This window comes from Buttiauxella sp. JUb87 (assembly GCF_004361975.1).
GTDB lineage: Bacteria > Pseudomonadota > Gammaproteobacteria > Enterobacterales > Enterobacteriaceae > Buttiauxella > Buttiauxella ferragutiae.
Genome location: NZ_SNVY01000001.1, coordinates 1,139,569 through 1,161,372, shown reverse-complemented (window position 1 = coordinate 1,161,372; position 21,804 = coordinate 1,139,569). Strand labels below are relative to the sequence as shown.

25 protein-coding genes are annotated in these 21,804 nt (G+C 50.8%); 15 read left to right on the top strand and 10 right to left on the bottom strand.

Going from position 1 to position 21,804, the window contains the following annotated elements; translation table 11 throughout:
* Positions 1-76 precede the first annotated feature (76 nt).
* From EC843_RS05550 to cobT, 11 genes are all read left to right on the top strand, one after another.
* A complete protein-coding gene (locus EC843_RS05550) occupies positions 77-874 on the top strand; it encodes a cobalt-precorrin-6A reductase (protein WP_133522068.1) in 798 nt (265 codons plus the stop codon).
* Positions 871-1,668 carry a sirohydrochlorin cobaltochelatase gene (locus tag EC843_RS05545; RefSeq protein WP_133521848.1) on the top strand — a complete coding sequence of 266 codons (798 nt, stop codon included), beginning with the start codon at positions 871-873 and terminating at the stop codon, positions 1,666-1,668. The genes EC843_RS05550 and EC843_RS05545 overlap by 4 nt, the downstream gene beginning before the upstream one ends.
* Entirely contained in the window at positions 1,665-2,366 is a 702-nt protein-coding gene (locus EC843_RS05540; protein WP_121815347.1) for a cobalt-factor II C(20)-methyltransferase, read from the top strand. Before EC843_RS05545 ends, EC843_RS05540 begins: the two co-directional genes overlap by 4 nt.
* Positions 2,367-2,419: 53 nt before the next feature.
* Entirely contained in the window at positions 2,420-3,151 is a 732-nt protein-coding gene (gene cbiM, locus EC843_RS05535) for a cobalt ECF transporter S component CbiM (RefSeq protein WP_133521847.1), read from the top strand.
* Between the two features lies 1 nt (position 3,152).
* Positions 3,153-3,434, top strand: a complete 282-nt coding sequence (locus tag EC843_RS05530) for an energy-coupling factor ABC transporter substrate-binding protein (RefSeq protein ID WP_064545326.1) — start codon at positions 3,153-3,155, stop codon at positions 3,432-3,434.
* The gene (locus EC843_RS05525) at positions 3,421-4,098 is read left to right on the top strand and encodes an energy-coupling factor ABC transporter transmembrane protein (protein WP_133521846.1); all 678 of its coding nucleotides are present in this window, start codon (positions 3,421-3,423) and stop codon (positions 4,096-4,098) included. The genes EC843_RS05530 and EC843_RS05525 overlap by 14 nt, the downstream gene beginning before the upstream one ends.
* 11 nt (positions 4,099-4,109) lie before the next feature.
* On the top strand, positions 4,110-4,919 hold the full coding sequence (locus EC843_RS05520) for an ATP-binding cassette domain-containing protein (RefSeq protein WP_133521845.1): 810 nt from the start codon (positions 4,110-4,112) through the stop codon (positions 4,917-4,919).
* A complete protein-coding gene (locus EC843_RS05515) occupies positions 4,916-6,451 on the top strand; it encodes a cobyric acid synthase (protein WP_133521844.1) in 1,536 nt (511 codons plus the stop codon). The genes EC843_RS05520 and EC843_RS05515 overlap by 4 nt, the downstream gene beginning before the upstream one ends.
* Complete coding sequence (gene cobU / locus EC843_RS05510) at positions 6,448-6,990, top strand: bifunctional adenosylcobinamide kinase/adenosylcobinamide-phosphate guanylyltransferase (RefSeq protein ID WP_121815353.1); 543 nt, start codon at positions 6,448-6,450, stop codon at positions 6,988-6,990. Before EC843_RS05515 ends, cobU begins: the two co-directional genes overlap by 4 nt.
* A complete protein-coding gene (cobS, locus tag EC843_RS05505) occupies positions 6,990-7,733 on the top strand; it encodes an adenosylcobinamide-GDP ribazoletransferase (RefSeq protein ID WP_064545358.1) in 744 nt (247 codons plus the stop codon). Before cobU ends, cobS begins: the two co-directional genes overlap by 1 nt.
* Positions 7,734-7,829: 96 nt before the next feature.
* Positions 7,830-8,882 (top strand): nicotinate-nucleotide--dimethylbenzimidazole phosphoribosyltransferase, encoded by a 1,053-nt coding sequence (cobT, locus tag EC843_RS05500; protein WP_133521843.1) that lies wholly within the window; start codon positions 7,830-7,832, stop codon positions 8,880-8,882.
* A 9-nt stretch (positions 8,883-8,891) separates the two neighbouring features.
* Here the strand turns inward: cobT and EC843_RS05495 are convergent, their stop codons facing one another.
* From EC843_RS05495 to EC843_RS05475, 5 genes are all read right to left on the bottom strand, one after another.
* Positions 8,892-10,181 (bottom strand): Fic family protein, encoded by a 1,290-nt coding sequence (locus EC843_RS05495; RefSeq protein ID WP_133521842.1) that lies wholly within the window; start codon positions 10,179-10,181, stop codon positions 8,892-8,894.
* A 115-nt stretch (positions 10,182-10,296) separates the two neighbouring features.
* Positions 10,297-11,271, bottom strand: a complete 975-nt coding sequence (locus tag EC843_RS05490; protein ID WP_121815356.1) for an MDR family oxidoreductase — start codon at positions 11,269-11,271, stop codon at positions 10,297-10,299.
* Positions 11,272-11,349: 78 nt separating this feature from the next.
* The gene (locus tag EC843_RS05485; protein ID WP_133521841.1) at positions 11,350-13,302 is read right to left on the bottom strand and encodes a hypothetical protein; all 1,953 of its coding nucleotides are present in this window, start codon (positions 13,300-13,302) and stop codon (positions 11,350-11,352) included.
* Between the two features lie 55 nt (positions 13,303-13,357).
* A complete protein-coding gene (locus tag EC843_RS05480; RefSeq protein ID WP_133521840.1) occupies positions 13,358-14,374 on the bottom strand; it encodes a hypothetical protein in 1,017 nt (338 codons plus the stop codon).
* A 2-nt stretch (positions 14,375-14,376) separates the two neighbouring features.
* Positions 14,377-14,847: a carboxypeptidase-like regulatory domain-containing protein gene (locus tag EC843_RS05475; protein WP_241939767.1), complete on the bottom strand. Its 471-nt coding sequence runs from the start codon at positions 14,845-14,847 to the stop codon at positions 14,377-14,379.
* 282 nt (positions 14,848-15,129) lie between these two features.
* Between EC843_RS05475 and EC843_RS05470 the strand changes: the two genes are divergently transcribed.
* Positions 15,130-15,462: a helix-turn-helix transcriptional regulator gene (locus tag EC843_RS05470; RefSeq protein ID WP_133521839.1), complete on the top strand. Its 333-nt coding sequence runs from the start codon at positions 15,130-15,132 to the stop codon at positions 15,460-15,462.
* Between the two features lie 267 nt (positions 15,463-15,729).
* On the opposite strand, the gene EC843_RS05465 is transcribed toward EC843_RS05470, so the two are convergent.
* Positions 15,730-16,353, bottom strand: a complete 624-nt coding sequence (locus tag EC843_RS05465) for a pyridoxamine 5'-phosphate oxidase family protein (protein WP_064545372.1) — start codon at positions 16,351-16,353, stop codon at positions 15,730-15,732.
* A 375-nt stretch (positions 16,354-16,728) separates the two neighbouring features.
* Positions 16,729-17,562 (bottom strand): hypothetical protein, encoded by an 834-nt coding sequence (locus EC843_RS05460; protein WP_133521838.1) that lies wholly within the window; start codon positions 17,560-17,562, stop codon positions 16,729-16,731.
* Positions 17,563-17,980: 418 nt separating this feature from the next.
* On the opposite strand from EC843_RS05460, the gene EC843_RS05455 reads away from it, so the two are divergent.
* Positions 17,981-18,442 carry a DUF6389 family protein gene (locus EC843_RS05455; protein ID WP_064545376.1) on the top strand — a complete coding sequence of 154 codons (462 nt, stop codon included), beginning with the start codon at positions 17,981-17,983 and terminating at the stop codon, positions 18,440-18,442.
* Positions 18,443-18,493: 51 nt separating this feature from the next.
* Complete coding sequence (locus EC843_RS05450) at positions 18,494-18,940, top strand: GNAT family N-acetyltransferase (protein WP_064545378.1); 447 nt, start codon at positions 18,494-18,496, stop codon at positions 18,938-18,940.
* 299 nt (positions 18,941-19,239) lie between these two features.
* Here EC843_RS05450 and EC843_RS05445 read toward each other — a convergent pair whose 3' ends face one another.
* The 3 genes from EC843_RS05445 to EC843_RS05435 are packed head-to-tail and all read right to left on the bottom strand — an operon-like array spanning position 19,240 to position 21,055.
* Complete coding sequence (locus tag EC843_RS05445; protein WP_133521837.1) at positions 19,240-19,947, bottom strand: GNAT family protein; 708 nt, start codon at positions 19,945-19,947, stop codon at positions 19,240-19,242.
* A gap of 37 nt (positions 19,948-19,984) precedes the next feature.
* A complete protein-coding gene (locus tag EC843_RS05440) occupies positions 19,985-20,455 on the bottom strand; it encodes an SRPBCC family protein (RefSeq protein WP_121815364.1) in 471 nt (156 codons plus the stop codon).
* A 15-nt stretch (positions 20,456-20,470) separates the two neighbouring features.
* A complete protein-coding gene (locus EC843_RS05435; protein ID WP_232886870.1) occupies positions 20,471-21,055 on the bottom strand; it encodes a DUF1571 domain-containing protein in 585 nt (194 codons plus the stop codon).
* 427 nt (positions 21,056-21,482) lie between these two features.
* Between EC843_RS05435 and EC843_RS05430 the strand changes: the two genes are divergently transcribed.
* Positions 21,483-21,746 (top strand): DUF1471 domain-containing protein, encoded by a 264-nt coding sequence (locus tag EC843_RS05430; protein ID WP_064545387.1) that lies wholly within the window; start codon positions 21,483-21,485, stop codon positions 21,744-21,746.
* Positions 21,747-21,804: the final 58 nt, after the last annotated feature.

Below are 21,804 nucleotides of genomic sequence, written 5' to 3'. Positions count from 1 at the left end.
AAGCGCAGCGTCATCCGACATCATGCACCGAACACTCGATTCCGTAGGTCGGATAAGCGCAGCGTCATCCGACATGATGGCCCCAGGCGAATCATCGGTGCTGGTATTTGGCGGCACCAGCGATGCGCGGTTCATCTGCCAAATCCTCGATGAACAACGCATTGCCTACACCTTGTCGGTGGCGACGGCGGTTGGCGAATCACTGGCGGGCGACATCGGCGGGCAAATCCGCGTCGGGCGTATCGACCGCGATGAAATTACTGACTGGCTGCAGCGCCACGCGGTGCGTTGGGTGATTGACGCCTCGCATCCGTATGCTGAACTGCTCAGTCGCAACATTACCGCGGCCTGCGAAACGGTGGGGGTAACGCTCAGCCGTTACCAACGCCGCAGCGAACTCAATGACCTGGAACACCCGTTGCTGCACAAAGTCGCCAGCCTGCCAGCCGCCTGTGCCGTGGCGCAGGAATATGGCCCGCGCGTGCTGCTGACCACCGGCAGTAAAGAACTGGCGGCCTGGCAGCAAGGAATGCCGGGCAAAACGCTACTGGCGCGGGTGTTACCGACCAGCGAAGTGATTGCCGAATGTGAAGCTCTGGGGTTGGGTGTCGACAACATTATTGCGTTGCGCGGCCCGTTCAGCGCCGAGTTCAACGCCGCCATTTACGCCTTCTGCTCACCGGATGTGGTGATCACTAAAGAATCCGGTGCCGAAGGCGGCTATCTCGACAAAGTGAATCCGGCGCTGGAGCGCGGCATTCCCTGTGTGGTGGTGGTTCGTCCACAGCCGTTAGTCACTGGACCCGAATTACTGCAAAGCCGTGAAGATGTGAGCCGCCGTGTGACACGCTGGCTGCAAGAGAGGAAAGCATGAAAAAAGCCCTGTTGGTGATCAGTTTCGGCACCAGTTACCACGAAACCTGTAGCAAAAATATTGTTGCCTGCGAAGAACAACTGGGGCGCACTTTTGCTGACCGCGACCGGTTCCGCGCCTTTACCTCCGGCATGATTATCCGCAAGTTAAAAAAGCGCGATAACCTGGAAATCGACTCCCCCGCGCAAGCGTTAAAGCGCCTTGCCGAACTGGGTTATCAGGATATTGCCGTGCAATCGCTGCATGTGATTAACGGCGATGAATACGAAAAAATCGCCCGTGAAGTGCAGGCATACAGCCACTTATTCCAGCGCGTGGCCTTAGGTACGGCGCTGCTGAGTGATTTCAACGACTACGAGTTGTTGCTTGATGCCTTGCAAAGCCAGATGCCAAAACTTGCCGCCGACGAACGGGTAGTATTTATGGGCCACGGAGCCAGTCACCATGCGTTTTCTGCCTACGCCTGTCTTGACCATTTAATGGCAGCGCGCCAAATCCCCGCCCGCGTTGGCGCGGTAGAAAGCTACCCGGAAATCGACCTGATCGTACGTGGCTTGCAGCAAGAAAAGGTGCGCAAAGTCCACCTGATGCCGCTGATGTTAGTGGCGGGCGACCATGCGATTAACGACATGGCATCCGACGAGGAAGACTCCTGGAAAACACAGTTGCAGGAAGCGGGAATCGAAGCTCAGTCGTGGCTGCAAGGTTTGGGGGAAAACCCGCAAATCCGTGCGATGTTCGTTAACCATTTGCAGCGTGCGCTGGAAAAATCACTTGTTGAGGTCGCGGCATGAGCGGGCGTTTATATGCTCTTGGCACCGGCCCTGGCGCCAGCGACCTGATAACCGTTCGCGCCGCCCGTATCATCGGCAAGCTCGATGTGCTGTACGCGCCAGCGGGGCGCAAAGGCGGTGACAGCCTGGCGCTATCGATTGTGCGCGAATACTTAAGTGACAGCACCGAGCTGCGCACTTGTCACTTCCCAATGAGTGCCGATAACGACGAAAAAGCGGTGGTGTGGGATGAAACTGCCGCCGCCCTTAAACATGAAGTGGAGCAGGGTAAACAGGTGGGGTTTATCACCCTCGGTGATTCAATGCTGTTCAGCACCTGGGTGTTTTTGCTGGCGCGAATCGGTAACCCGGAATGGCTGGAAATTGTGCCAGGTGTAACTTCATTTGCCGCCATTGCTTCCCGCGCACAACTGCCGCTGGCAATGGAGGCGCAATCGCTGGCGGTGATGTCGTGCACCGCTTCCCATCAAGAATTAAGCCAGGCATTACGCGCCCACGACTGCGTGGTGTTGATGAAAGTGTACGGGCGTTTTGCACAAATCAAAGCGTTGTTGCAACACCTCGGCATCATCCAACACGCGGTGTTAATGGCGGAGGCGACGTTACCAAACGAGCAGTGTTTCCGTAACCTGGAAGCGGTGCCAGACGACCAGCAATTACCGTATTTTTCGACCATTTTGGTTAACAAGCAGTGGTAGATGTCGGTCGGATAAGCGAAGCGTCACCCGACATTAACGGCTAAAGGAAAATCATGGAATCGTTACTTAAAAAACTCTCGCTAAGCGGCTTAGGCACGGGAATGCTGTTGCTCATTGTGCCGCAAGAAGCGTTCGCCATGCACATTATGGAAGGCTTTTTGCCGCCAATGTGGGCGCTGGCGTGGTGGATTTTGTTCCTGCCCTGTTTGTATGTTGGCCTGGTGCGTTTACGCCAAATCGTCGCCCACGACAGCAACCAGAAAGTGCTGTTGGCACTGTGCGGTGCGTTTATTTTTGTGCTCTCGGCGCTAAAAATCCCGTCGGTCACCGGAAGCTGCTCACACCCGACGGGCGTGGGCCTGGCGGTCATTCTGTTTGGCCCAGGTGTGGTGGCGGTTTTAGGTGCCATCGTGCTGCTGTTCCAGGCGTTATTACTGGCGCACGGCGGCCTGACCACGCTTGGCGCAAACGGCATGTCGATGGCGGTGATTGGGCCGCTAGCCGGTTACCTGGTGTGGAAACTGGCCTGCAAAGCCGGTTTTCGTCGTGACGTGGGCGTGTTCCTGTGCGCGATGGTCGCCGACTTAACCACCTATTTTGTCACCTCGATACAGCTCGGCGTGGCGTTCCCGGACCCACACTTCGGCATCACCGGCTCCAGCCTGAAATTTATGGGCATCTTCTGCCTGACGCAAATCCCGATTGCGATTGCTGAAGGTCTGCTAACGGTGATGATTTACGACCAACTCATCAAGCGACAAATGCTTCCAGCCAGGAGCCAATAACATGAAAAAAACGCTGATTTTGCTCGCCCTGGTGGTGGGATTAATGGTGGTGCCGTTCTTTATTCCCCACGGTGGCGAATACGGGGGATCTGATGACCAGGCTGAAGGCCAGATTCAGGTCATCGCTCCAGACTATAAACCGTGGTTCCAGCCGCTTTATGAACCGGCGAGTAGCGAAATCGAAAGCCTGTTGTTCACCTTGCAAGGCTCTCTCGGCACGGCGGTGATTTTCTACATTCTGGGGTTCTATCGGGGCCGACGCGGCGACCATGCTGGGGATTGATAAACTCAGCTACCAGAGCCGTTGGTGCCGAGTTTCGCCGCTGCGCAAATTCGCGTTGTATCTGCTGATGATGACGCTGGCGTTTACGTTACCGCCCGTCGGGCAGGCGCTTTGGTTGTTGATGCTTGCGGCTCTTACCTGTTGGTTGTTGCGCGTCGGGCCAATGCGCTATTTGCGCTGGCTGGCGGTGCCGCTGGGTTTTTTACTCATCGGCGTAGTGACTATCGTTTTCAGCGCATCGCATAACGCACAATCACTGTTATTGAGTGTGCCGCTCGGTTCGTTTTATATCGGCATTGATGCGCAAGGTTTACTGGTGGCGAACCAGACGTTCTGGCGCAGCCTGGCGGCACTGGCTGCCACTTACTGGCTGGTGCTCAATCTGCCGTTTCCGCAGCTCATCATCTTACTGCAACGCTTACGAGTGCCACGGTTGCTGACCGAGCAAATCCTGCTCACCTGGCGTTTTATTTTCATCCTGTTGGACGAAGCACAGGCCATTCACCGTGCTCAGTCGTTACGTTTCGGTTATCGTACCTTGCCTGGCAGTTACCGCTCGCTAGCCATGTTAATCAGCATGTTATTTACCCGCGTGCTGCTGCGTTACCAGCAAATGTCCACCACGCTGGATGTCAAACTTTACCAGGGTGATTTCCACCTGTGAGAACCGCTCCAATGCTTAGCACGCAAAATTTATCTTTTTGCTATCAGGAGGATACCGTACTACACGGTTTAAACTTCGATTTTGGCGCGTCCCCGGTGACGGGGATCGTCGGCAAAAATGGCTGCGGTAAATCCACCTTGTTTATGAACCTCAACGGCGTGTTACGGCCGCAACAGGGCGCGGTGTTGTGGCAGGGCAAAGCGATAAATTACACTAAAGCCGGGCTGATTGAGCACCGCCAGCGCGTCACCACCGTGTTTCAGGACCCGGAGCAGCAAATTTTCTACACCGACATCGACAGCGATATTGCCTTTAGTCTGCGTAACCTTGGCGTCGATGAAGCTGAAATTGCCCGCCGTGTCGAGCGCGCGATTGAACTAGTGGATGCGCAATCTTTCCGCCACAAACCGATTCAGTATCTCAGCCACGGGCAAAAGAAACGTGTGGCAATTGCCGGGGCGCTGGTGATGGAAGCCGACTATTTACTGCTCGACGAACCGACCGCCGGGCTTGACCCATCGGGCCGTCAGCAGATGATTGAAATCATCGCCCGTATCACCGCACAAGGTAAGCATGTGGTGATCTCAAGCCATGATATTGATTTGATTTATGAGGTCTGTGACCGCGTGTATGTGATGAACGGCGGCAAAATTGTCGCGGCAGGTGAGCCAGGCGCGGTCTTTAGCCAGGCCGACATGCTGCGTGAAGCCGGGCTGGTGCAGCCGTGGCTGGTCAAATTGCACAGCCAACTTGGGTTCCCGCTGTGCAAAACCGAAACTCAATTATTCGACGCCTTGCGCGTTGCAAAGGAAGCAGGATGAGCCTTTCAATCATGGTGCAGGGCACCGCCTCAGACGTGGGTAAAAGCATGCTGGTTGCGGGGCTGTGCCGGATTTTCGCCCAGGACGGCCAGCGTACCGCGCCGTTTAAATCGCAAAATATGGCTCTCAATTCCGGCATTACGCCAGACGGCAAAGAGATGGGCCGCGCGCAGATTTTCCAGGCCGAAGCGGCAGGCATCGCCCCCGATGTGCGCATGAATCCGGTGCTGCTCAAACCCACCAGCGACTGCAAAGCGCAGGTGGTGCTGATGGGTAAAGTCGCCACCAATATGGATGCGGTGACTTATCACAACTACAAACCGCAACTGAAAGCGCAAATCCGCGAGGTCTACCAAAGCCTTGCCGCAGAGCACGACGTGATGGTGCTGGAAGGCGCAGGCAGCCCGGCAGAAATCAATTTACGTGACCGTGACATCGTTAATATGGGGATGGCAGAACTGGCGGAATGCCCGGTGATTTTGGTTGCCGATATTGACCGTGGCGGCGTATTCGCCGCCATTTACGGCACCATCGCGCTGTTGCTGGAACATGAAAAATGGCGTGTCAAAGGCGTGATCATTAATAAATTCCGTGGCGACGTGGCGCTGCTGTATTCCGGTATCGAACAGATTGAAGCATTAACCGGCGTGCCTGTTCTTGGCGTGATGCCGTGGCTGAACGTTGATCTGGAAGATGAAGACAGCGTGGTGCTGGAAAGCGGGAAATATGATTCCGTGACCGAGAAAGATTTAGATATTGCAGTGCTGCAACTGCCGTATATGTCGAACTTCACCGACTTTAACGCGCTGGCGGCGCAACCCGACGTGCGCCTGCGTTATGTCAGCAAACCAAACGAACTGCAAAACAGCGACCTGGTGATTATACCGGGCAGTAAAAATACGCTGGGTGATTTGCGCTGGCTGCGTGAAAACGGCCTTGAGCAGGCGCTACTGGCGCATCACGGTAAAAATGGCGCGGTGCTGGGCGTTTGCGGCGGTTATCAGATGCTCGGGAAGCATATTTACGACGAAGTGGAATCCGGTCTTGGCGAAATGCCAGGTATCGGCCTACTGGATGTGGTTACGCGTTTTGCCAGTGTCAAAACCACCACCCGCGTGGCGGGGCAGGTTCAGGCAGATCTTCCGGGCGTATTTGCTGCCAGTTCCGGTACTTCGCTCCAGGGTTATGAAATCCATATGGGTGAAACGCAGCGTGGTGAAAATACTGCGCCATTTGCTACCTTCACCGAATGCAATACTCAGCCTTATCATCACATTGACGGTGCAATCAGTGACGACGGGCGAGTGCTGGGCACTTATCTGCATGGTCTGTTTGATAGCGGCGAATTTACCCGTAGCCTGCTCGACAGTCTGCGCCAGCGCAAAGGGCTGACCGCCTGGCAAGGCGAAGTGTTCGACTTTCAAAAGCATAAGGATCAGCAGTTTAATATCCTTGCCGACGCGATGCGTGAACACATTGATATTGAAAGAATCTACCAAATCATGCGTGAGCATCAGGAGCAAGCAGTATGAAACTCCTCACCGGCGGTGCACGCAGCGGCAAAAGCCGCCACGCCGAGCAACTGGCGGCAAACTTTGAGCGCGTGTTGTATATCGCCACCTCGAAAATTTTCGATAGTGAAATGGCAGCGCGCATTCAGCACCATCGCGATAGTCGCCCGGCGCACTGGCGCACGGTTGAGCAATATCGCGACCTAAACACGGTGATTAATCAGCATAATTCAGCGCAAGAAGCGGTGCTGCTGGAATGCATTACCACGCTGATTACCAACGTGATGTACGACGCGGCGGGTGATAAGCCGGAAGACGACTGGGATTTTGAGTCGATGGAGCAGGTCGTGAATCAGCAGGTCGATATTTTGCTGGCGGCCATTGCGGCAACTCCGGCAGAGGTGATTTTAGTCACTAACGAAGTGGGAATGGGCATTGTGCCGGAAAACCGTCTGGCGCGGCATTTCCGCGATATTGCCGGGCGCGTCAACCAGCGCCTGGCGCAGCGTGCCGACGAAGTCTGGCTGGTGGTTTCAGGGATAGGAGTAAAAATTAAATGATCTTCCGTTTGTTCTTCGCCACCTTGCAGTTTATGAGCCGCATTCCAGTGCGCGCCCGCTGGGCGGATGGTATCGAAACGCATCAGTATGTGCGCGGCATTGTGACATTCCCGTTTGTCGGACTGGTACTGGGCGCATTAGCGGGCGTAGTGTTCACACTGCTACAACCGTGGGCGGGTTTACCTTTAGCGGCAATGGGTTATGTGCTGGCGCTCGCGCTGCTGACCGGCGGTTTCCATCTTGATGGCCTGGCGGATACCTGCGACGGGATTTTCTCGGCGCGAACGCGTGACCGGATGTTAGAGATCATGCGCGACAGCCGCCTTGGCACCCACGGCGGGCTGGCGCTGATTTTTGTGATTGTGACAAAAGTGCTGGTGGTGAGCGAACTGGCGCTGCGTGGCGGCAACATGCTGGCGCTGCTCGCCGCGGCTTCTGTCGCCGGGCGCAGCGCCAGTGTGCTGCTGATGCATAACCACAAGTATGCGCGTGAGAAAGGGCTGGGGAATCTGTTTATCGGCAAAGTGACCGGCACGCAAACGCTGCTGACGTTGCTGGGTGGCGCGGTGTTATGCACTCTTTTGCTGCCGTCTTCCGGCCTGCTGGCGTTGGTTATCACGCTGCTTGCGATATATGGCCTTGGCTGGATGTTGAAGCGCACGCTCGGCGGGCAAACCGGCGACACGCTGGGTGCCGCTATTGAGTTAGGCGAGCTTGTTTTTTTGTTGGCACTGTTGCGCTAGTTGTCGGATGACGCTGTCGCTTATCTGACCTACGAAAATCGTAGCGTCATCCACCATTTTTTGTCCCGATGTTGATAACGTTGTATAGAGAAAAAAATGCAAACACTGAACTCCCTTTTGGCCACCATTTCCCCGCTTGATAGCGAAGCCATGGCGCGCGCGCAACAACACATTGATGGCCTGTTAAAGCCTTTCGGGAGCCTCGGGCGCCTGGAAGCATTAGCGGTGCAACTGGCGGGAATGCCAGGCATGAAAAATGGCCTGAACACCAACCGCAAAGCGATCCTCGTGATGTGTGCCGACCATGGTGTGTATGCTGAAGGTGTGGCGATTTCCCCGCAAATTGTCACAGCGATTCAGGCAATGAACATGACGCGCAAAAATACCGGCGTATGCGTACTGGGCGCGACCGTCGGTGCGGAGATTCATGTAGTTGATGTCGGTATCGACAGCGACGTACTGCCTGGCGTGCTGGATATGAAAGTCGCGCGTGGCAGCGGCAACATCGCGCAAGGCCCGGCAATGAGCCGCCAACAGGTCGAAGATTTGCTACTGGCTACCATGCAACTCACCATGGCAAAAGCCGCTGAAGGCGTCACGCTGTTTGGCGTCGGCGAACTGGGCATGGCGAACACCACGCCTGCGGCGGCGATGGTCAGCGTATTAACGGATTGCTCACCAGACGACGTTGTGGGTATGGGGGCGAACTTCCCGTCTGACAAAATGCACCACAAAATTGCCGTCGTGCGCCAGGCGATTAAAGTGAATCAGCCTGATGCCGCAGACGGTATCGACGTGCTGGCAAAAGTGGGCGGCTTTGATTTGGTCGGTATGACGGGCGTAATGCTTGGCGTGGCGGCAGCGGGTTTGCCGGTAGTTCTTGATGGCTTCTTGTCTTATGCCTCAGCGTTGGCGGCCTGCCAGATTGCGCCAGGTGTGCGTGAATACTTAATTCCTTCGCATCTGTCTGCTGAAAAAGGTGCGGTGATCGCAATGAATAAGTTAGGACTGGAGCCATATTTGCAGATGGGCATGCGTTTAGGCGAGGGCAGCGGTGCGGCACTGGCGATGCATCTGGTTGATGCCGCGTGCGCAATGCACAATGAGATGGGTTCGCTGGCGGACAGTAATATTGTGCTGCCTGGGTGATTTCCCCCGTCACCCATTTGCCACGATATACGCCGTCTGTTGGTCATTAACCTGCACCTGTCGGGCTAATCCTTCATGTACCAGAACGCGCAACGCGGTGCGGGCGGTACCGTCCGAAACGCCCAATAGCTGGCTGACCTCCGCGGCGGTGTAAAGCCTCTGAGGTTCAGACAACATAATATTCAGTAATGCTATCTGGCGCGGTCGCAGTCTGGAAAGTGCGCCAGAGGCTGCCAGTTGGCTATCAACCGCCGCGCGGCGACGGATAATTTCATGGATAAAATCGAGATATTTCGTCGTCGCCCGTTTGATGGTACTTGCCTGGTGCTCCAGAAAGTAAGTGATGTCCATAACATCATGCTCGGTGTACTGGTAGCTATGGGCATATTTAACCGGCGCGGCATGCAGAAGCTGGCTTATCGAGACAAAGCGGAATGCTTCGTAGCCATTTTTTAGCATAAACCAGTAAAATAGCGCGCGGCTGGAGCGGCCATTTCCATCCCTGAAAGGATGCTCGTGCGCGAGCATAAAATGCAGAATGCACGCCCGAATGAGTGGGTGAATGTATTGCCCGTCGGTATGGTTGGCGAAATCGCAAACCTCTTGCAGGCGTTGGGGAATAGTGGCCGCGGCGGGTGGTTTATGGGCGATATTGCCATCGTAATCCGCAATCACAATGTCATCTGTGTCCCGAAACGTGCCGGGTTGGTATTTCGCGTCGTTGATGCCGCTCATCCCAACAGCATGGAAATGCCGGATAAGCTCGATGGTAAGCGGTTCAGCCAGATGTTCGGGGATTTTAGCCATTAGACGGGCATTCCCGGCAATCATTTGCTCATCTTCGGTACGCGGCTGACGCCCGGTTTCCAGCATATTACGCGCAACCAGTGTCGTGGTATTGGCCCCTTCAAGCTGGCTACTGGTTATCGATTCATCGAGCTGTAATTGCGATAACTCGGCACCCCCCGCAGGCAGTTGTTGGAGATATTCTCTTAAGGCCGTTTGTGTGGTGTGTTTGTCCGCCAGTTCACACACTTCTGAGATAAGTGGCGTGATATTGAACCCTGCTTGTTCCCCAGCTTCATTACGGTAATTGACGGGTTGTAAGGCAGCGCTACGGGCGTTGCGCGTCAGCGTCCAGGCTAGCTCCAGATCCTCACCGCGTTTGACCCGATGGCGAAATTCATCGAAGGGCAAATAACGGCCTTTATTGTCCAGAATACGGCTGTATTGCTGGTGGGTTGCTAATTGCGCACCAGTGAATGCGGAAAATGGAATTAAGCCTGGAGGGTGCTTCATCAATCTATCTCAATTTTTAATATTATTGAGATAGATTAGTCGTGGAGAGGGATAACTACAACAAACTATCTCAATTTTTATAAATATTGAGATAGTTTGCGAAAGAGGCGAGAGCTTACTTCACCTTAACTAAGGTGCGGCCCTGAATCTCATTGTTCATAAAGCTCTCTGCCACAGCAGGCGCTTGCTCCAGGCTGATTTCCGTCGTCGCCATCTCATAGAAACTCTCCGGCAGCAACTTCGCCAGGCGCTCCCACGCAGCAATTCGGCGCTCAATTGGTGCGCTCACTGAATCCACACCTTGCAGGCGCACGTTACGCAGAATAAATGGCATCACCGTAGTTGGCAGCGCGAACCCGCCCGCCAGGCCACAGGCAGCGACACAACCAGAGTAGTTCATCTGCGCCAGCAATTTAGCGAGCACATTCCCGCCCACGGTATCGACCGCACCAGCCCACACTTGTTTTTCCAGCGGGCGAGTTTCTGCAAATTCGCTGCGCGGCAGAATGCGGCTGGCGCCCAACTGGCGCAAATAATCATGGGTCGATTCACGGCCAGAAACTGCCACAACCTGATAACCCAGCGCGTGGAGCAGGGCGATGGCAGTGCTGCCCACGCCACCACTGGCACCGGTTACTACCACTTCACCGCTTTGCGGTGTAATGCCGGCTTCTTCCAGCGCCATGACGCACAACATGGCGGTGAAGCCTGCGGTGCCGACGATCATCGCTTTGCGTGCGGTTAAGCCTGCAGGCAACGGAACCAGCCATTCAGATTTCACACGAGCTTGCTCGGCAAGGCCGCCCCAATGGTTTTCGCCCACTCCCCAGCCGGTCAACACCACTTCTTGCCCTGCGCTAAACGCGCTGTCGCTGCTGCTCGCTACGCGGCCTGCGAAATCAATGCCTGGCACCATCGGGAAGTTGCGGATGATTTTGCCTTTACCGGTGATTGCCAGCGCGTCTTTATAGTTCAGGCTTGACCAATCGACGTCGACCAGCACATTTCCCAACTCCTCAGCTGGAACGGCAATTTGCTTCACTTCGGCTTGCGTCTGGCCGTCAACTTGTTCAAGAACCACAGCTTTCATAATCAATCCTCTTATTTTGTTTCTCATGCCCCACACGGTATACCCGAAGCCGTTGAGAATAAAGAAGCCCGGTACTTTTTAGCGCCACTGTCCGGCGGAAGTATCCAGATTCGCTTGATCGGGATAGGACTTGCCCAAAGCGGCATCACGCAATGATTCCGGTACATCCCAGATCATCACTTTTTCAACGCCGTCGTTATTTTTTAAATAGACCCACAATTTGTCGCCTTTCCAGCTAAAGGTGCTTGCAGCAACGGTGTAACCTGTATCAGGAACCAGTTGTGCAATAATCGTCCCGCTTTTCATCTCAAGAACAGTGGTATCCAGGGCCAATAATCTTCCGTGAGCCGTGCGCGCTACGTGGGACACGGGTTTGTCGAATTTCAGATAAGGTAATCCGCTATCCAGATTGATGATAAAAATGGGGTTAGCCTGGTAAGCTGAACCTTCTGACGGAGCGAGTCCCCATCTGGATTCCAGGCTACCAAAGAACATCCCATCAACGTTTGTTTTGACACTCTGGACGACTTGCCCTGTTTCAGCCGATAGACCATATCCGCCCCAGTCTTGCCGCCAAACCAGGTTGTCGTTAAATTTAATGGAGGTGAGGCTTCGCGATTTAGATGAATTCACCAGCCTTATCGCGGCTTCGCGTGATTCAACCATCCCTGCTTTGCTCATCAGTTCCCCCTTTTTGAGGGACAGGTTAAAAACTGGGCTGTCATTGCTACTCCAAAGCGCGACGTTTTCCCCCGGATTGATTAACCAGTTTTCCAAAAATGCCTGCCGTACGCCAGGGAGCGCAATCTCGCGGCTTTTTTTACCATCAGGTGTCCACGAAAGTAACTTATAGATTACGCCGGGTTGCTCGCCGTTGGCCGACGAGGTGACTTTGTCCAGCCCCCATAACCTGCCGGTATCATCAAGTTTGAGGGAGGTAATGGCGGATTGCCCCTGGAAATTGTGCAATAACTTGATTTTATTTTCTTTAAAATCAAATGATTGCATTTTAGCGAATGTTGATACGATCAGTTGATCATCGGGCAATAGCAGCATCTGCCAGTCTTCAAAGGACTGGCTATAGATTTTGAACTGCTCGGGATCGTTACCTGAAAACTCGGGGATTTTACTGACGGGGACATCGAAAACAGGGGCCGGTGTGGTTGGATTGCCAGTGATGGCTATTTCTGGCACCTCTGGCTGTGCGTTTTGTGGAGCTTCTTTTTCCTGAGTGAACCACGGTTGCATAATAGACATGGCTTCAGCATCGGGCAGTACTTGCATGTCTGCCAGCGAATTGTTCAGGCTGTGTTGCAGCGCCTGGTCTATTGCGCTTGTTGTCGTTTTAGTGGTTTGAATGTGGGGATCGGGAATTGGGCCTATTCCGCCCAGGCCACTGAACATTTTGAACGTTTTTTCGGTTTTGGTTTCCAGACCGCCATACCAGACCAGTACCATCGGGCCGCGAGCTAACATAGGGGATACGTCCATCACGTAACCGAAGTCCTCATGCAGGATTGAATGGCGCGCTGACACTGACCGTTTGAATTCCCAGCGGCTAATGCGTTGTTCGAAAAACGGCGCCTTAGCAAGCTCAAGTCGTGCCACATAGTCTTTATCTTGCTTCGGAATAGCCTGAAGCAGTTCTGCCTTTTCACTGGCACTGAAGGCACCAGCCTGTTGAGCGTTGTCCACTAATGCAGTAGTCGCCTGATCTATGGTTTTTTTTAACTCCGGATGGTTGGCGAAACTGGCTTCAAGCCACGGGTGTTCCATTTTGGACAGTACGTCAGAATCATCCTTCCATTGAAAATCACCCAGCCCTGCATTCTGGAAACCTTGAGTCAGTTTTTGTCTGACCTCGTTGACTGTGCCGGGGATCAAAAAGTACGGTCCATTGTAGTAGTAATCCTGGTTATCTTTTTGATTATAAGTAGGATTTTTCAAGGTTATTGTGCTTAAGCCAACATCTGCTGCTGCTGATATCAGGGGGAGTGATATCAGGATGCAGAGCGGCAAGAGACTCATCATTCGTATTTTTCTTTTTATATACATATGGGTTTTCACTGTAGTGAATACCAGCCTCTTAAGGTTGAACCAGACCACGGGTATGAACCCAACCACTGGTGACATTCTGGGTTGAAGGATGGGTATAACGCACAAAAGTGAAACCTGCCTGCGGAGGTTTATCCGACGCGGGGACTTTGTCCCCATCAATAAGAAAAGCATTCGTGCTGTTCTGGCAAATTTCATTTGGCGCATCATAAAAATAGAGGCGCTGATGTTGGTTAGAGACTGTGCGTATAACAAAATTTATGGGTGCTGCATTTTCGCCGGTTGCCTGTTGATTAGCGGTATTACAAATTTGCTCTTTTGTTTTAACGACCTCTTCAGGTAACCATCCTTCAATAATTTTTTTGGTGACAGGATGGACATAACGACTCCAGATAAAGCCCGGTTGTTGCCCCCATGATAGCGCCAGTATTTTGTCGTTATTCACAACAAATGCATTTACGGTGCACTCTTTGTTCGGTGCCCAATAAAGGTGTTGGCGTTTTTCCTGGCTGGCAATATAGCGAACGCTCGAGTCCCCCTCTACTTCAAAGGCGTTAGGGTAGAAACCTCCTGTCGGATCATCCGTCATGTTTTGGTTTGCCTGAAAGCACCGATCATCTTGCATCTTGCACATGCGGTAGTTTTCTAATGCGGCAGGATCCGTGGTGAGCTTTTGCGGGTGCTCCTGATCGCGTTCATCCCACAACTCCCCCGTTTTTTCATTGTAGACAACCCAACCATAATGCCCGGCGCCAGGGGCTGAATCTGCATGCGCCTGCCGCACGTTGATGATTTGAATAAACCACATTTCCTTGCGGTCATCGTGTTTCTCCATAAGGACATCCAGATCGGTTGCTTTGGGATGTTCGGCGGCAATCATAGATTGGTTACTGCTTGCTAAGAGTTTTCTTAGCGGAATACGACAGTCACGAACAGGAGCAACGGCTGCATTATCACTCCATGTAACGGTCGCTGTTTTCGCATATGAAATAGAAATGAGCAGCGAATGAGAGATAAGCAATATGCCCATGATAGAACGAAGCTTCATAATTATTCCCTGGTCTGCACCTTGCAAAAATAATGTACTTCCGACTCATCGGTTTTTATGTTTGCCTGTGATAAATCACAATTCAGCGAAACACGATCGTTAGATGAATAGCCTGAGAAAACACCGCCAATACCTGAATCTTGATATCCGGTGAGTGTCTCTGAACCCTGCTCAATAATCACCGACCAGCGAGTGAAACGGTCTTGCGGCCCAATGGGAATAAAGACATTCCATTCACCTTTTGGCGCTAGTGAAAAGTAACCCTTCGAATCAGTCGTGGTGGTTTGCATGATTTGCGCCGAATTGGCTAATGAAACGTTGACGTTAGCCAACGGTTGCCCTTGCCTGGTTAAAACACCTTCGATATGCGGACTGTTGTAATCATGGTAAACGCAGCCATTTAAAAAGGTTGCGGCTGCTAAAACTATCATCAGCGATAAAACTTTAAAAACCGGCGCTCGATTATTCGACATTGCGGGATAACTCTAGATAGTGAAATGCTCCATTGGGAGGAATCTATCATATCAGGAAGAAGAGGGGCGATCGCGGAGCCAGGTCGTAGCAAAGTCATCAATGTGACCTGCTGCAACAACCAAAATATCTTTGGAAAACGACTCGCAACTTACTCATTAGTGGGTTGGTTAACACTAACGGCTACGGTATAGTCAGCGCCGCTGCGGCAAAATCCGCAGCCAGGTTTCGCAGCCTGAATATCACATCGGGAACACATACAATTTTTCTCCTGGAGAATATTTATGACGTTACCCAAAAGTCTTATCTTATTGACTACTCAAAACGACTGGCATCCTGCGGATATCATCGCTGCCCTGCGTAAAAAAGGCACTTCACTGGCAGCTTTATCCCGTCAGTCAGGATTGAGCTCTTCAACGCTTGCAAATGCACTCTCCCGCCCGTGGGCAAAAGGCGAAATGTTAATCAGCAAAGCGATTGATGTTCCTGCTGAGGATATCTGGCCGAGTCGTTACTTTGACCCAAATACACGTAAACCGATTAGCAGACCAATGCGTATGCGCCCAAAAAAATTCGCGGAAAGTAAAAGAGGCGAGGGGTGTGGTAATCATTCATAGAAATGAAGCGGCTTTGAAACCCATTTAGCTTCTTTGCTGCTCTGAAACCAGAACCAGATTGTCTGGGTGGGTATAAAAACAATAAAGCCTGCTTAGATAAACCTGAGCGGGCGATTGGATTCTGCCGTGGACCATGAGTTTTGACGGTCTGCTGTGTGCCAGGAGCGGACGTTACTAAGAGATTGTACAAGCTGCTCTCGTAGTGGCATTGCTTTCTTCTGTTAGCAGCTAAGCACTCCCTGTATCGGGGACACATTTCCGAAACAATCAGTAAAGTGTGTTTTTCAATCGCTCCGGCAAGGCCTCGTCGTAAGCCAAACCATCAATTTCTGACTGTGAAATCATACTCAGGATACTACCGGTGCTGGGAAGGGCCTTCCTCTCAATTTGTGTGGCAGGATCCCAGAGTTTTGAGCGAATGATTGCTCTACTACACTGGAAAAAAACGCTTTCCACTGAAATGCGCAACACCGTTTTGGGGGATTGATTATTGATTGCGAATTTATCAAGCAAAGCCGGGTCTTTACGTATTTCAGCTGTCCCACTTATACGCAAAGTTTCGCCAATGCCGGGAATTAAAAAGAGAAGCGCAACCCGGTTGTCATTTAAAATATTGCGCAGACTATCAATGCGGTTATTACCCCTGCGGTCGGGTAAAAGTAGAGTTTTAACGTCCTCAATGTGAATGAAGCCTGCAGGATCACCTCTTGGCGATACATCCAGGCCATCCGGTCCCGATGTCGCAAGCGCCACAAATGTTGATGCCTCAATAAAGGGGCGGTAGGCAGGATGAATATGGTCCGTCACCTTCGTTAAAGAAGGTTTTGCTACTGCACCGTAAAGTTGCTCAAGCTCATGACTATTAGTAATTAGCATGTTTTCATCAACCATCTCATTCACCTCCATTGAGTTCAAAACGGAATGCATGCTGATATTTTATAGCAGATGCTTTTTATTTGTTCATTTTTATGGCTAACCAGCATTTATTTTCCATGAGTAAGGGATTTGAAGCCCAACTGTGCGGAAACGTACGCTAAGTATATTTTTTGAACGATAGTGTCAGGCTAGATTCATCGACATTCTTCTTGATGCGTCTGGAAAATAAGAAAATAACCTTAATCTGACAGTATTTGCTGTTTATCCTGACGTCAGCTTGATGTGTACTTAAACCTGACGTGCAGATTCAATGGTTACTTTCGCAGCTTTGGAGGTAGGCCGCTCTAATTAAAGCGGCACTAGGGTGTCAGAAATCGTTGGTCGTGGATGTCAGCTACGCAGCCACTTGCCGAACTGTTTGCTGACAGCCTCGCAATCAAATTTGTCTTGACCACGCCAACATGCCGCTGCCTCCGACCAGTCGCTCTTTCCGTGAATAGGTCGATCGAATGACGCAGGTTTGAGCACGCCCAAGTGGGCAAGAATGTCGATGATCACTCGTCGTTCGTTCTTTGAGGACTTTATAACGCTAGCCAGTCGCTTTTCCAATGCACCAGCATGGTCGTTAGGTTGGCTAGATTCAATAATCGCAAGGATATCTCGGAGGATGAGTACGTCCTCATCCGTCGGAGCAGGGATGTCGGCGTGAGCCAATTCTTGCAAATCAAACCACGTGTAGATCAACTGGCCGTGACGGACCCCTCCCCATTTGATCCGCTCGAAGTTGAGGATATTGAGGTCCTCATCAGTATATTTGTCATCACCTATTGTGAGGCCTGGCACCACATCACGACAAACAGCGCATGTATAGCTTGTGGTGGCAACCGTACCATCAGGAAAGTAGCCATTTCCACTAACAACAGGCGTGTAGCGATGAAGGGCCATCTGGCACGCAAGGTGGTATGAGGCTACGCCAGACCGCCAATCAAGTCTCCTTGTCGACAGGCTAGACACAAATGCTTGAGCCGCCTTCGTCGAAGAGATTTTCGTTACCCATGCCAGAATCTCGCTGATGCATACATCGTGCGATATACTCACGGGGTTAAACATCAAACCTTGACCCTTTGCATAGACGAAGTCCTCAGGTTTTGTCTCCCGTTCGGAAAGCCAGCCGTTGCTGCCCCAGTAGGTTTTAAAAAGTATGTTTTTGGCCTTCTTGTCCATGGATGTTCCCACTTTTACTGGATAATGCCGAAACTTGAACGATAGCAGGGGATTTAGGCGCAACGGAACAGTAAACACTGTAAAGTTTAGTGATCTACGTTTATAAACACTAACACCTGAATTTATAACGATTTTTCGACTCACATTATTTAGCAAGCTGATGATACCTAGGCGATTAAAAAACTAGACTTTGAGTCACCCGCAGAGCGATTTAACCGGTGTGTTGCATCCATTAGTTGAACTCACAGCTCAAAGCCGACACTCCAGTGCCCTGCATTTGTCCGCTGCGTGCCAGGAGCGGAAGTTGCAGCGACGAAGTATGATAAATTATGTAGGGCTGATTACGATTAAGGAAAACTTAACAACCTTAGCCATTTATGTATCAGCGTGATGAGAAAAAATTAGGGAGACATAAGCTTTGACGGAGACTGAATACAGAGAAGTGTTGCAAGACACGTTAAAAGGCTACACACAAAGTGCAGTCGATATGATCTTTAAGATCAAGACTAACCTTCCAGAAAAAGCTAAGTCAGTCGACGTCGGTATCCATCCTAATCAGGATGAGGATGGAATGTTTTCTGTCATGGTCCATCTTTGTGGCCCGGACCTATATGTTCTCAACAAAGCTATAGCGGATTATCGATTGCTATTTGATGTGAAATTTATCGGGGGCAAATTACAACCAAATGTCCCGATATTGGATCCTGACGAAGTTTCATTTTCGATCAATGACTTGATTGTTGAAGTTAGTATTGATTGGGTTAAGACAATATGGGATTTATCTGGAGGTCTGAAAATTCCAGGATATGTATTTGGAGACGAATGTTCTTCAACAGGCCTTATACCATTGAGCAAATGCACGCCACACAGTGACAAATAATATCACACAGCTATCATGGCGATACGATGACAATTAACGGATTATAAGATCATGATAAATATGGAAGTGGGTACCCAAATTCATTACCCGATATTACTGAAGGTCTGGGAATCATCCGTACGTGCTACGCATGATTTTTTACAGGAACAGGATATTCAGGCGCTATGCCCCCTGATACTGCATACGTATCTTCCAGGCCTGACTATTACGTGCGCTCGTCTTAGCTGTGACAGTTCGATCGTGGGCTTTACAGGGGTAAGCGAAAACCGCATTGAAATGCTCTTTGTGGATGCAGGTCAACGCGGAAAAGGCATCGGGAAATTACTCCTGTTACATGCTATCGACGAGCAAGGTGCTGATGAGCTCGACGTAAACGAACAGAATCCTCAGGCTGTTACCTTTTATAAAAAACATGGTTTTGAAACTGTAGGTCGTTCTGAAGTTGACGGCCAGGGCAGGCCATACCCTTTGTTGCATATGAAGCTACAGAGAACCTAATCTTCCCATACAATCAAGTCCACCCCCTTGCTTATAGCAGTCTGATGGCATTATTTTTCCTGTTTGGTGCCAAAAGAGGACTACGCATACTCTGGAAAAAACATAAGCGAAAAGGGGGCATAATCGCTGGAATTACGGACCTTTATTCTGTCCCTAAGTGAATGCATTACACTTCACCAATATCATCAATGACCTTTTACCTCCAGCGGCAGTTTCCATTCATTCTTCATGACGGCCCGTCCACACTCGCCGTACTACGGAAAGGCCGTCTTGCTTACCTTGAAGACAAAATAAGTGGTTCAAGGTTTGTTGCTGCGAAAATAAGTTTCAAGCTTCAGCTTCTGCGTACCGTCTTCCGTAAAATTATCAGGCGAAAGCCAGTCTGTAAGAGCCTTTTCTATGACCGGCCATTCAATATCGATAACAGATAACCAGTCAGTATCACGGTTACGTTGCTTACGGGTCATAGCTTGACGGAATCGCCCTTCAAATATGAATCCCATTCTTTCGGCAGCATTTCTTGAAGCCAGATTTAGTGAATCACAGCGCCAGACAACACGACGATAGCCAATGCAGAAGGCATTCTTCAGCAAAAGATAAATGGCTTCCGTTCCCAGTACGGTTCGTTGCATAAGTGGTGACCAGGTAACATGCCCTATTTCCAGCACACCATTAACCGTATCAATATTGTTAAAGCAGACAACCCCAACCGGACGGGCACTTTTTATCTCTGTCACGGCCCATGTCACCAGGTTGCGGTCTTCGATTTTATTTTTAATCCAGAACATCATGTCCTGTAAGCAAGCTGGCTTTTCTGCGCCAAGCCAGGTCCAGTCTCTGTCATCTTCTGCCACAGAAAATGCCTCGAAAAGGGCTTCGCAATGGCTGATTTCAAGAGGTAAGAGATGGCAATGTTGGCCGCGAATTATGCACTGCTTAGGGAAAGGTGCAGGCTGCCAGTCCGGTAAGGAAAAGCCAACGGTCTGACCATAATTATTTGTATTCAAAGATTATTTACCTCTTATTTTTGAAAGAGTCGCTTCATCAATATACTTCGACACGAGTCCCTAATTTGCGGGCCAGCCCTTTTGCTCCATCGCGCATCACCATATGGTGGTTCCAGCGGAAAATGGGTGCTGCCAGCGGCGCGAGGTAGTTCATCCATCGGGTGTTAGTCCGGATATTCCAGTCATACCTGACGATTGTATCCACTCCATTGTCAGAAAAAGACCATACTCCACGTCCTTCAACCTCGCCACTGGCTTCCCCTTCTAAAAGACAAAAGGGCGTAATATTTAATACATGGATATCAAAGGTGATGCGATAGGGGAGCACACCTTTCCAGGTATAACGATGCAAAGCGCCAATCCCCTGAATATCACCTTTCTTTAACTCAATAATCTGCTCCAGACTTCCCCACCACTCAGGCCACAGGTCCGGATGGCAAAGAATATCCCATACCTCCGATACAGAAGCTTCGACCCGCCAGATGGTGCAAAATTTATAGTCAGCCATAGAGCAAAGCTCCCATTACGGCGCGAAAAAAGCAGAGGGGAAATGGATGTTGATAACCATTGCATCCATGAAGACGGTTTCCAGTAATTTTCCATCCGGGGCGTAACTGACTACTTTGATGGGAAATCCAGATTGCTTATCTAACCAAATCTCATATTGGTGAACAGCATCGACGGTCTTTCCCTCAGGGCCGGCCACGGATAAGTGCAATGTCGATTTGCCCGTTACTATCTCGTCACCAATAGTGGCTGTTGTACCGCCATGTTGCAGACGACGAATATTATTCAGCAGAACGCCTAAGTCTGATTGATCCACCCGATGACCATTACCATCTTGTATTAGTGAATCTGTTGGCGACAGATTCAAAACAGGAAATGTTCCCAATCCAAATGGCCACAACTTAACTTTGCCACTGAACGGGTTATAGATGAGGACGGCGCCGGAATGTGGCGTAGTAAAATCCATCCGTACATAGCCCGGTTTACGATAGCTATAGCGAATGATTTTAGGTTCATCCTGAGGCGATCGGGAGCGCACCGTAACCTGGTATGACTGGATTTGTTCAAAATGTTGCAGGGAGAGAATAATGGGATCGGTCATGGCTGAACTCTGCGAAAAAGCCGCCGCCACAGCTGCTTTGTCCGCCGCGTATGCAGTGTCGTTAAAGCTAAAGATAAGTAATGTTGTCAGCATTACTGCAAAAGAGACTAAGTCGCTAATGATTGTCTCCTGCCTTGAAATAGCCGTTAAACAGGATCTCCTGAGAACACTATCAGTATGTCGGATAATATCTAAAAGTGTATGGTCCGTTTAAACGGATACTTACAATTGATTCTCGTGTCTATTCGCTTTGCTCAGCGGCTCTTGGATCACAGGGATATCGCATGGACACTGGTTTTCTAAGCGGATCGGCATAGTTGAAGAGCATTTATTTTGAGTCCAATCTGTCCAACAGAACTCCTCACTTCCCTCATTACACCTAAACTTTAAATGGTTATTTTGTATTTCAGTTAATGAGGATGTGATGATGAAAAAGTTATTGTATTTTTCTGCGGTAGTCACCCTTGCTGCACTCCCTTTAATCACCCAAGCCGCCCCAGCCCAGGAGCTACCAAACGGGACCACACTAAAACAGGAGATGGGCTCAGTTTCAGCAAAAGCCAGCACCATTGATGAGCTGGACGCCAAGTTGCGTGCTGAAGCCACTCAACAAGGCGCAAGCGCCTATACAGTCACTTCTGCTTTCGATAATAACCAGGGCGTGTACGGAACCGCGACTCTCTATAAATAACGTTTTATCACCAGACAGGATGTTTCATCTGGCAAGTTAACGGCTCCCTTTAATGGGA

Excerpts from the sequence above, each read along its gene's own strand:
- EC843_RS05550 (WP_133522068.1), top strand. The coding sequence starts at position 77 with ATGGCCCCAGGCGAATCATCGGTGCTGGTATTTGGCGGCACCAGCGAT.
- EC843_RS05545 (WP_133521848.1), top strand. The coding sequence starts at position 871 with ATGAAAAAAGCCCTGTTGGTGATCAGTTTCGGCACCAGTTACCACGAA.
- EC843_RS05540 (WP_121815347.1), top strand. The coding sequence starts at position 1,665 with ATGAGCGGGCGTTTATATGCTCTTGGCACCGGCCCTGGCGCCAGCGAC.
- cbiM (WP_133521847.1), top strand. The coding sequence starts at position 2,420 with ATGGAATCGTTACTTAAAAAACTCTCGCTAAGCGGCTTAGGCACGGGA.
- EC843_RS05530 (WP_064545326.1), top strand. The coding sequence starts at position 3,153 with ATGAAAAAAACGCTGATTTTGCTCGCCCTGGTGGTGGGATTAATGGTG.
- EC843_RS05525 (WP_133521846.1), top strand. The coding sequence starts at position 3,421 with ATGCTGGGGATTGATAAACTCAGCTACCAGAGCCGTTGGTGCCGAGTT.
- EC843_RS05520 (WP_133521845.1), top strand. The coding sequence starts at position 4,110 with ATGCTTAGCACGCAAAATTTATCTTTTTGCTATCAGGAGGATACCGTA.
- EC843_RS05515 (WP_133521844.1), top strand. The coding sequence starts at position 4,916 with ATGAGCCTTTCAATCATGGTGCAGGGCACCGCCTCAGACGTGGGTAAA.
- cobU (WP_121815353.1), top strand. The coding sequence starts at position 6,448 with ATGAAACTCCTCACCGGCGGTGCACGCAGCGGCAAAAGCCGCCACGCC.
- cobT (WP_133521843.1), top strand. The coding sequence starts at position 7,830 with ATGCAAACACTGAACTCCCTTTTGGCCACCATTTCCCCGCTTGATAGC.
- EC843_RS05495 (WP_133521842.1), bottom strand. The coding sequence starts at position 10,181 with ATGAAGCACCCTCCAGGCTTAATTCCATTTTCCGCATTCACTGGTGCG.
- EC843_RS05490 (WP_121815356.1), bottom strand. The coding sequence starts at position 11,271 with ATGAAAGCTGTGGTTCTTGAACAAGTTGACGGCCAGACGCAAGCCGAA.
- EC843_RS05485 (WP_133521841.1), bottom strand. The coding sequence starts at position 13,302 with ATGATGAGTCTCTTGCCGCTCTGCATCCTGATATCACTCCCCCTGATA.
- EC843_RS05480 (WP_133521840.1), bottom strand. The coding sequence starts at position 14,374 with ATGAAGCTTCGTTCTATCATGGGCATATTGCTTATCTCTCATTCGCTG.
- EC843_RS05475 (WP_241939767.1), bottom strand. The coding sequence starts at position 14,847 with ATGTCGAATAATCGAGCGCCGGTTTTTAAAGTTTTATCGCTGATGATA.
- EC843_RS05470 (WP_133521839.1), top strand. The coding sequence starts at position 15,130 with ATGACGTTACCCAAAAGTCTTATCTTATTGACTACTCAAAACGACTGG.
- EC843_RS05465 (WP_064545372.1), bottom strand. The coding sequence starts at position 16,353 with ATGGTTGATGAAAACATGCTAATTACTAATAGTCATGAGCTTGAGCAA.
- EC843_RS05460 (WP_133521838.1), bottom strand. The coding sequence starts at position 17,562 with ATGGACAAGAAGGCCAAAAACATACTTTTTAAAACCTACTGGGGCAGC.
- EC843_RS05450 (WP_064545378.1), top strand. The coding sequence starts at position 18,494 with ATGATAAATATGGAAGTGGGTACCCAAATTCATTACCCGATATTACTG.
- EC843_RS05440 (WP_121815364.1), bottom strand. The coding sequence starts at position 20,455 with ATGGCTGACTATAAATTTTGCACCATCTGGCGGGTCGAAGCTTCTGTA.
- EC843_RS05435 (WP_232886870.1), bottom strand. The coding sequence starts at position 21,055 with ATGACCGATCCCATTATTCTCTCCCTGCAACATTTTGAACAAATCCAG.
- EC843_RS05430 (WP_064545387.1), top strand. The coding sequence starts at position 21,483 with ATGAAAAAGTTATTGTATTTTTCTGCGGTAGTCACCCTTGCTGCACTC.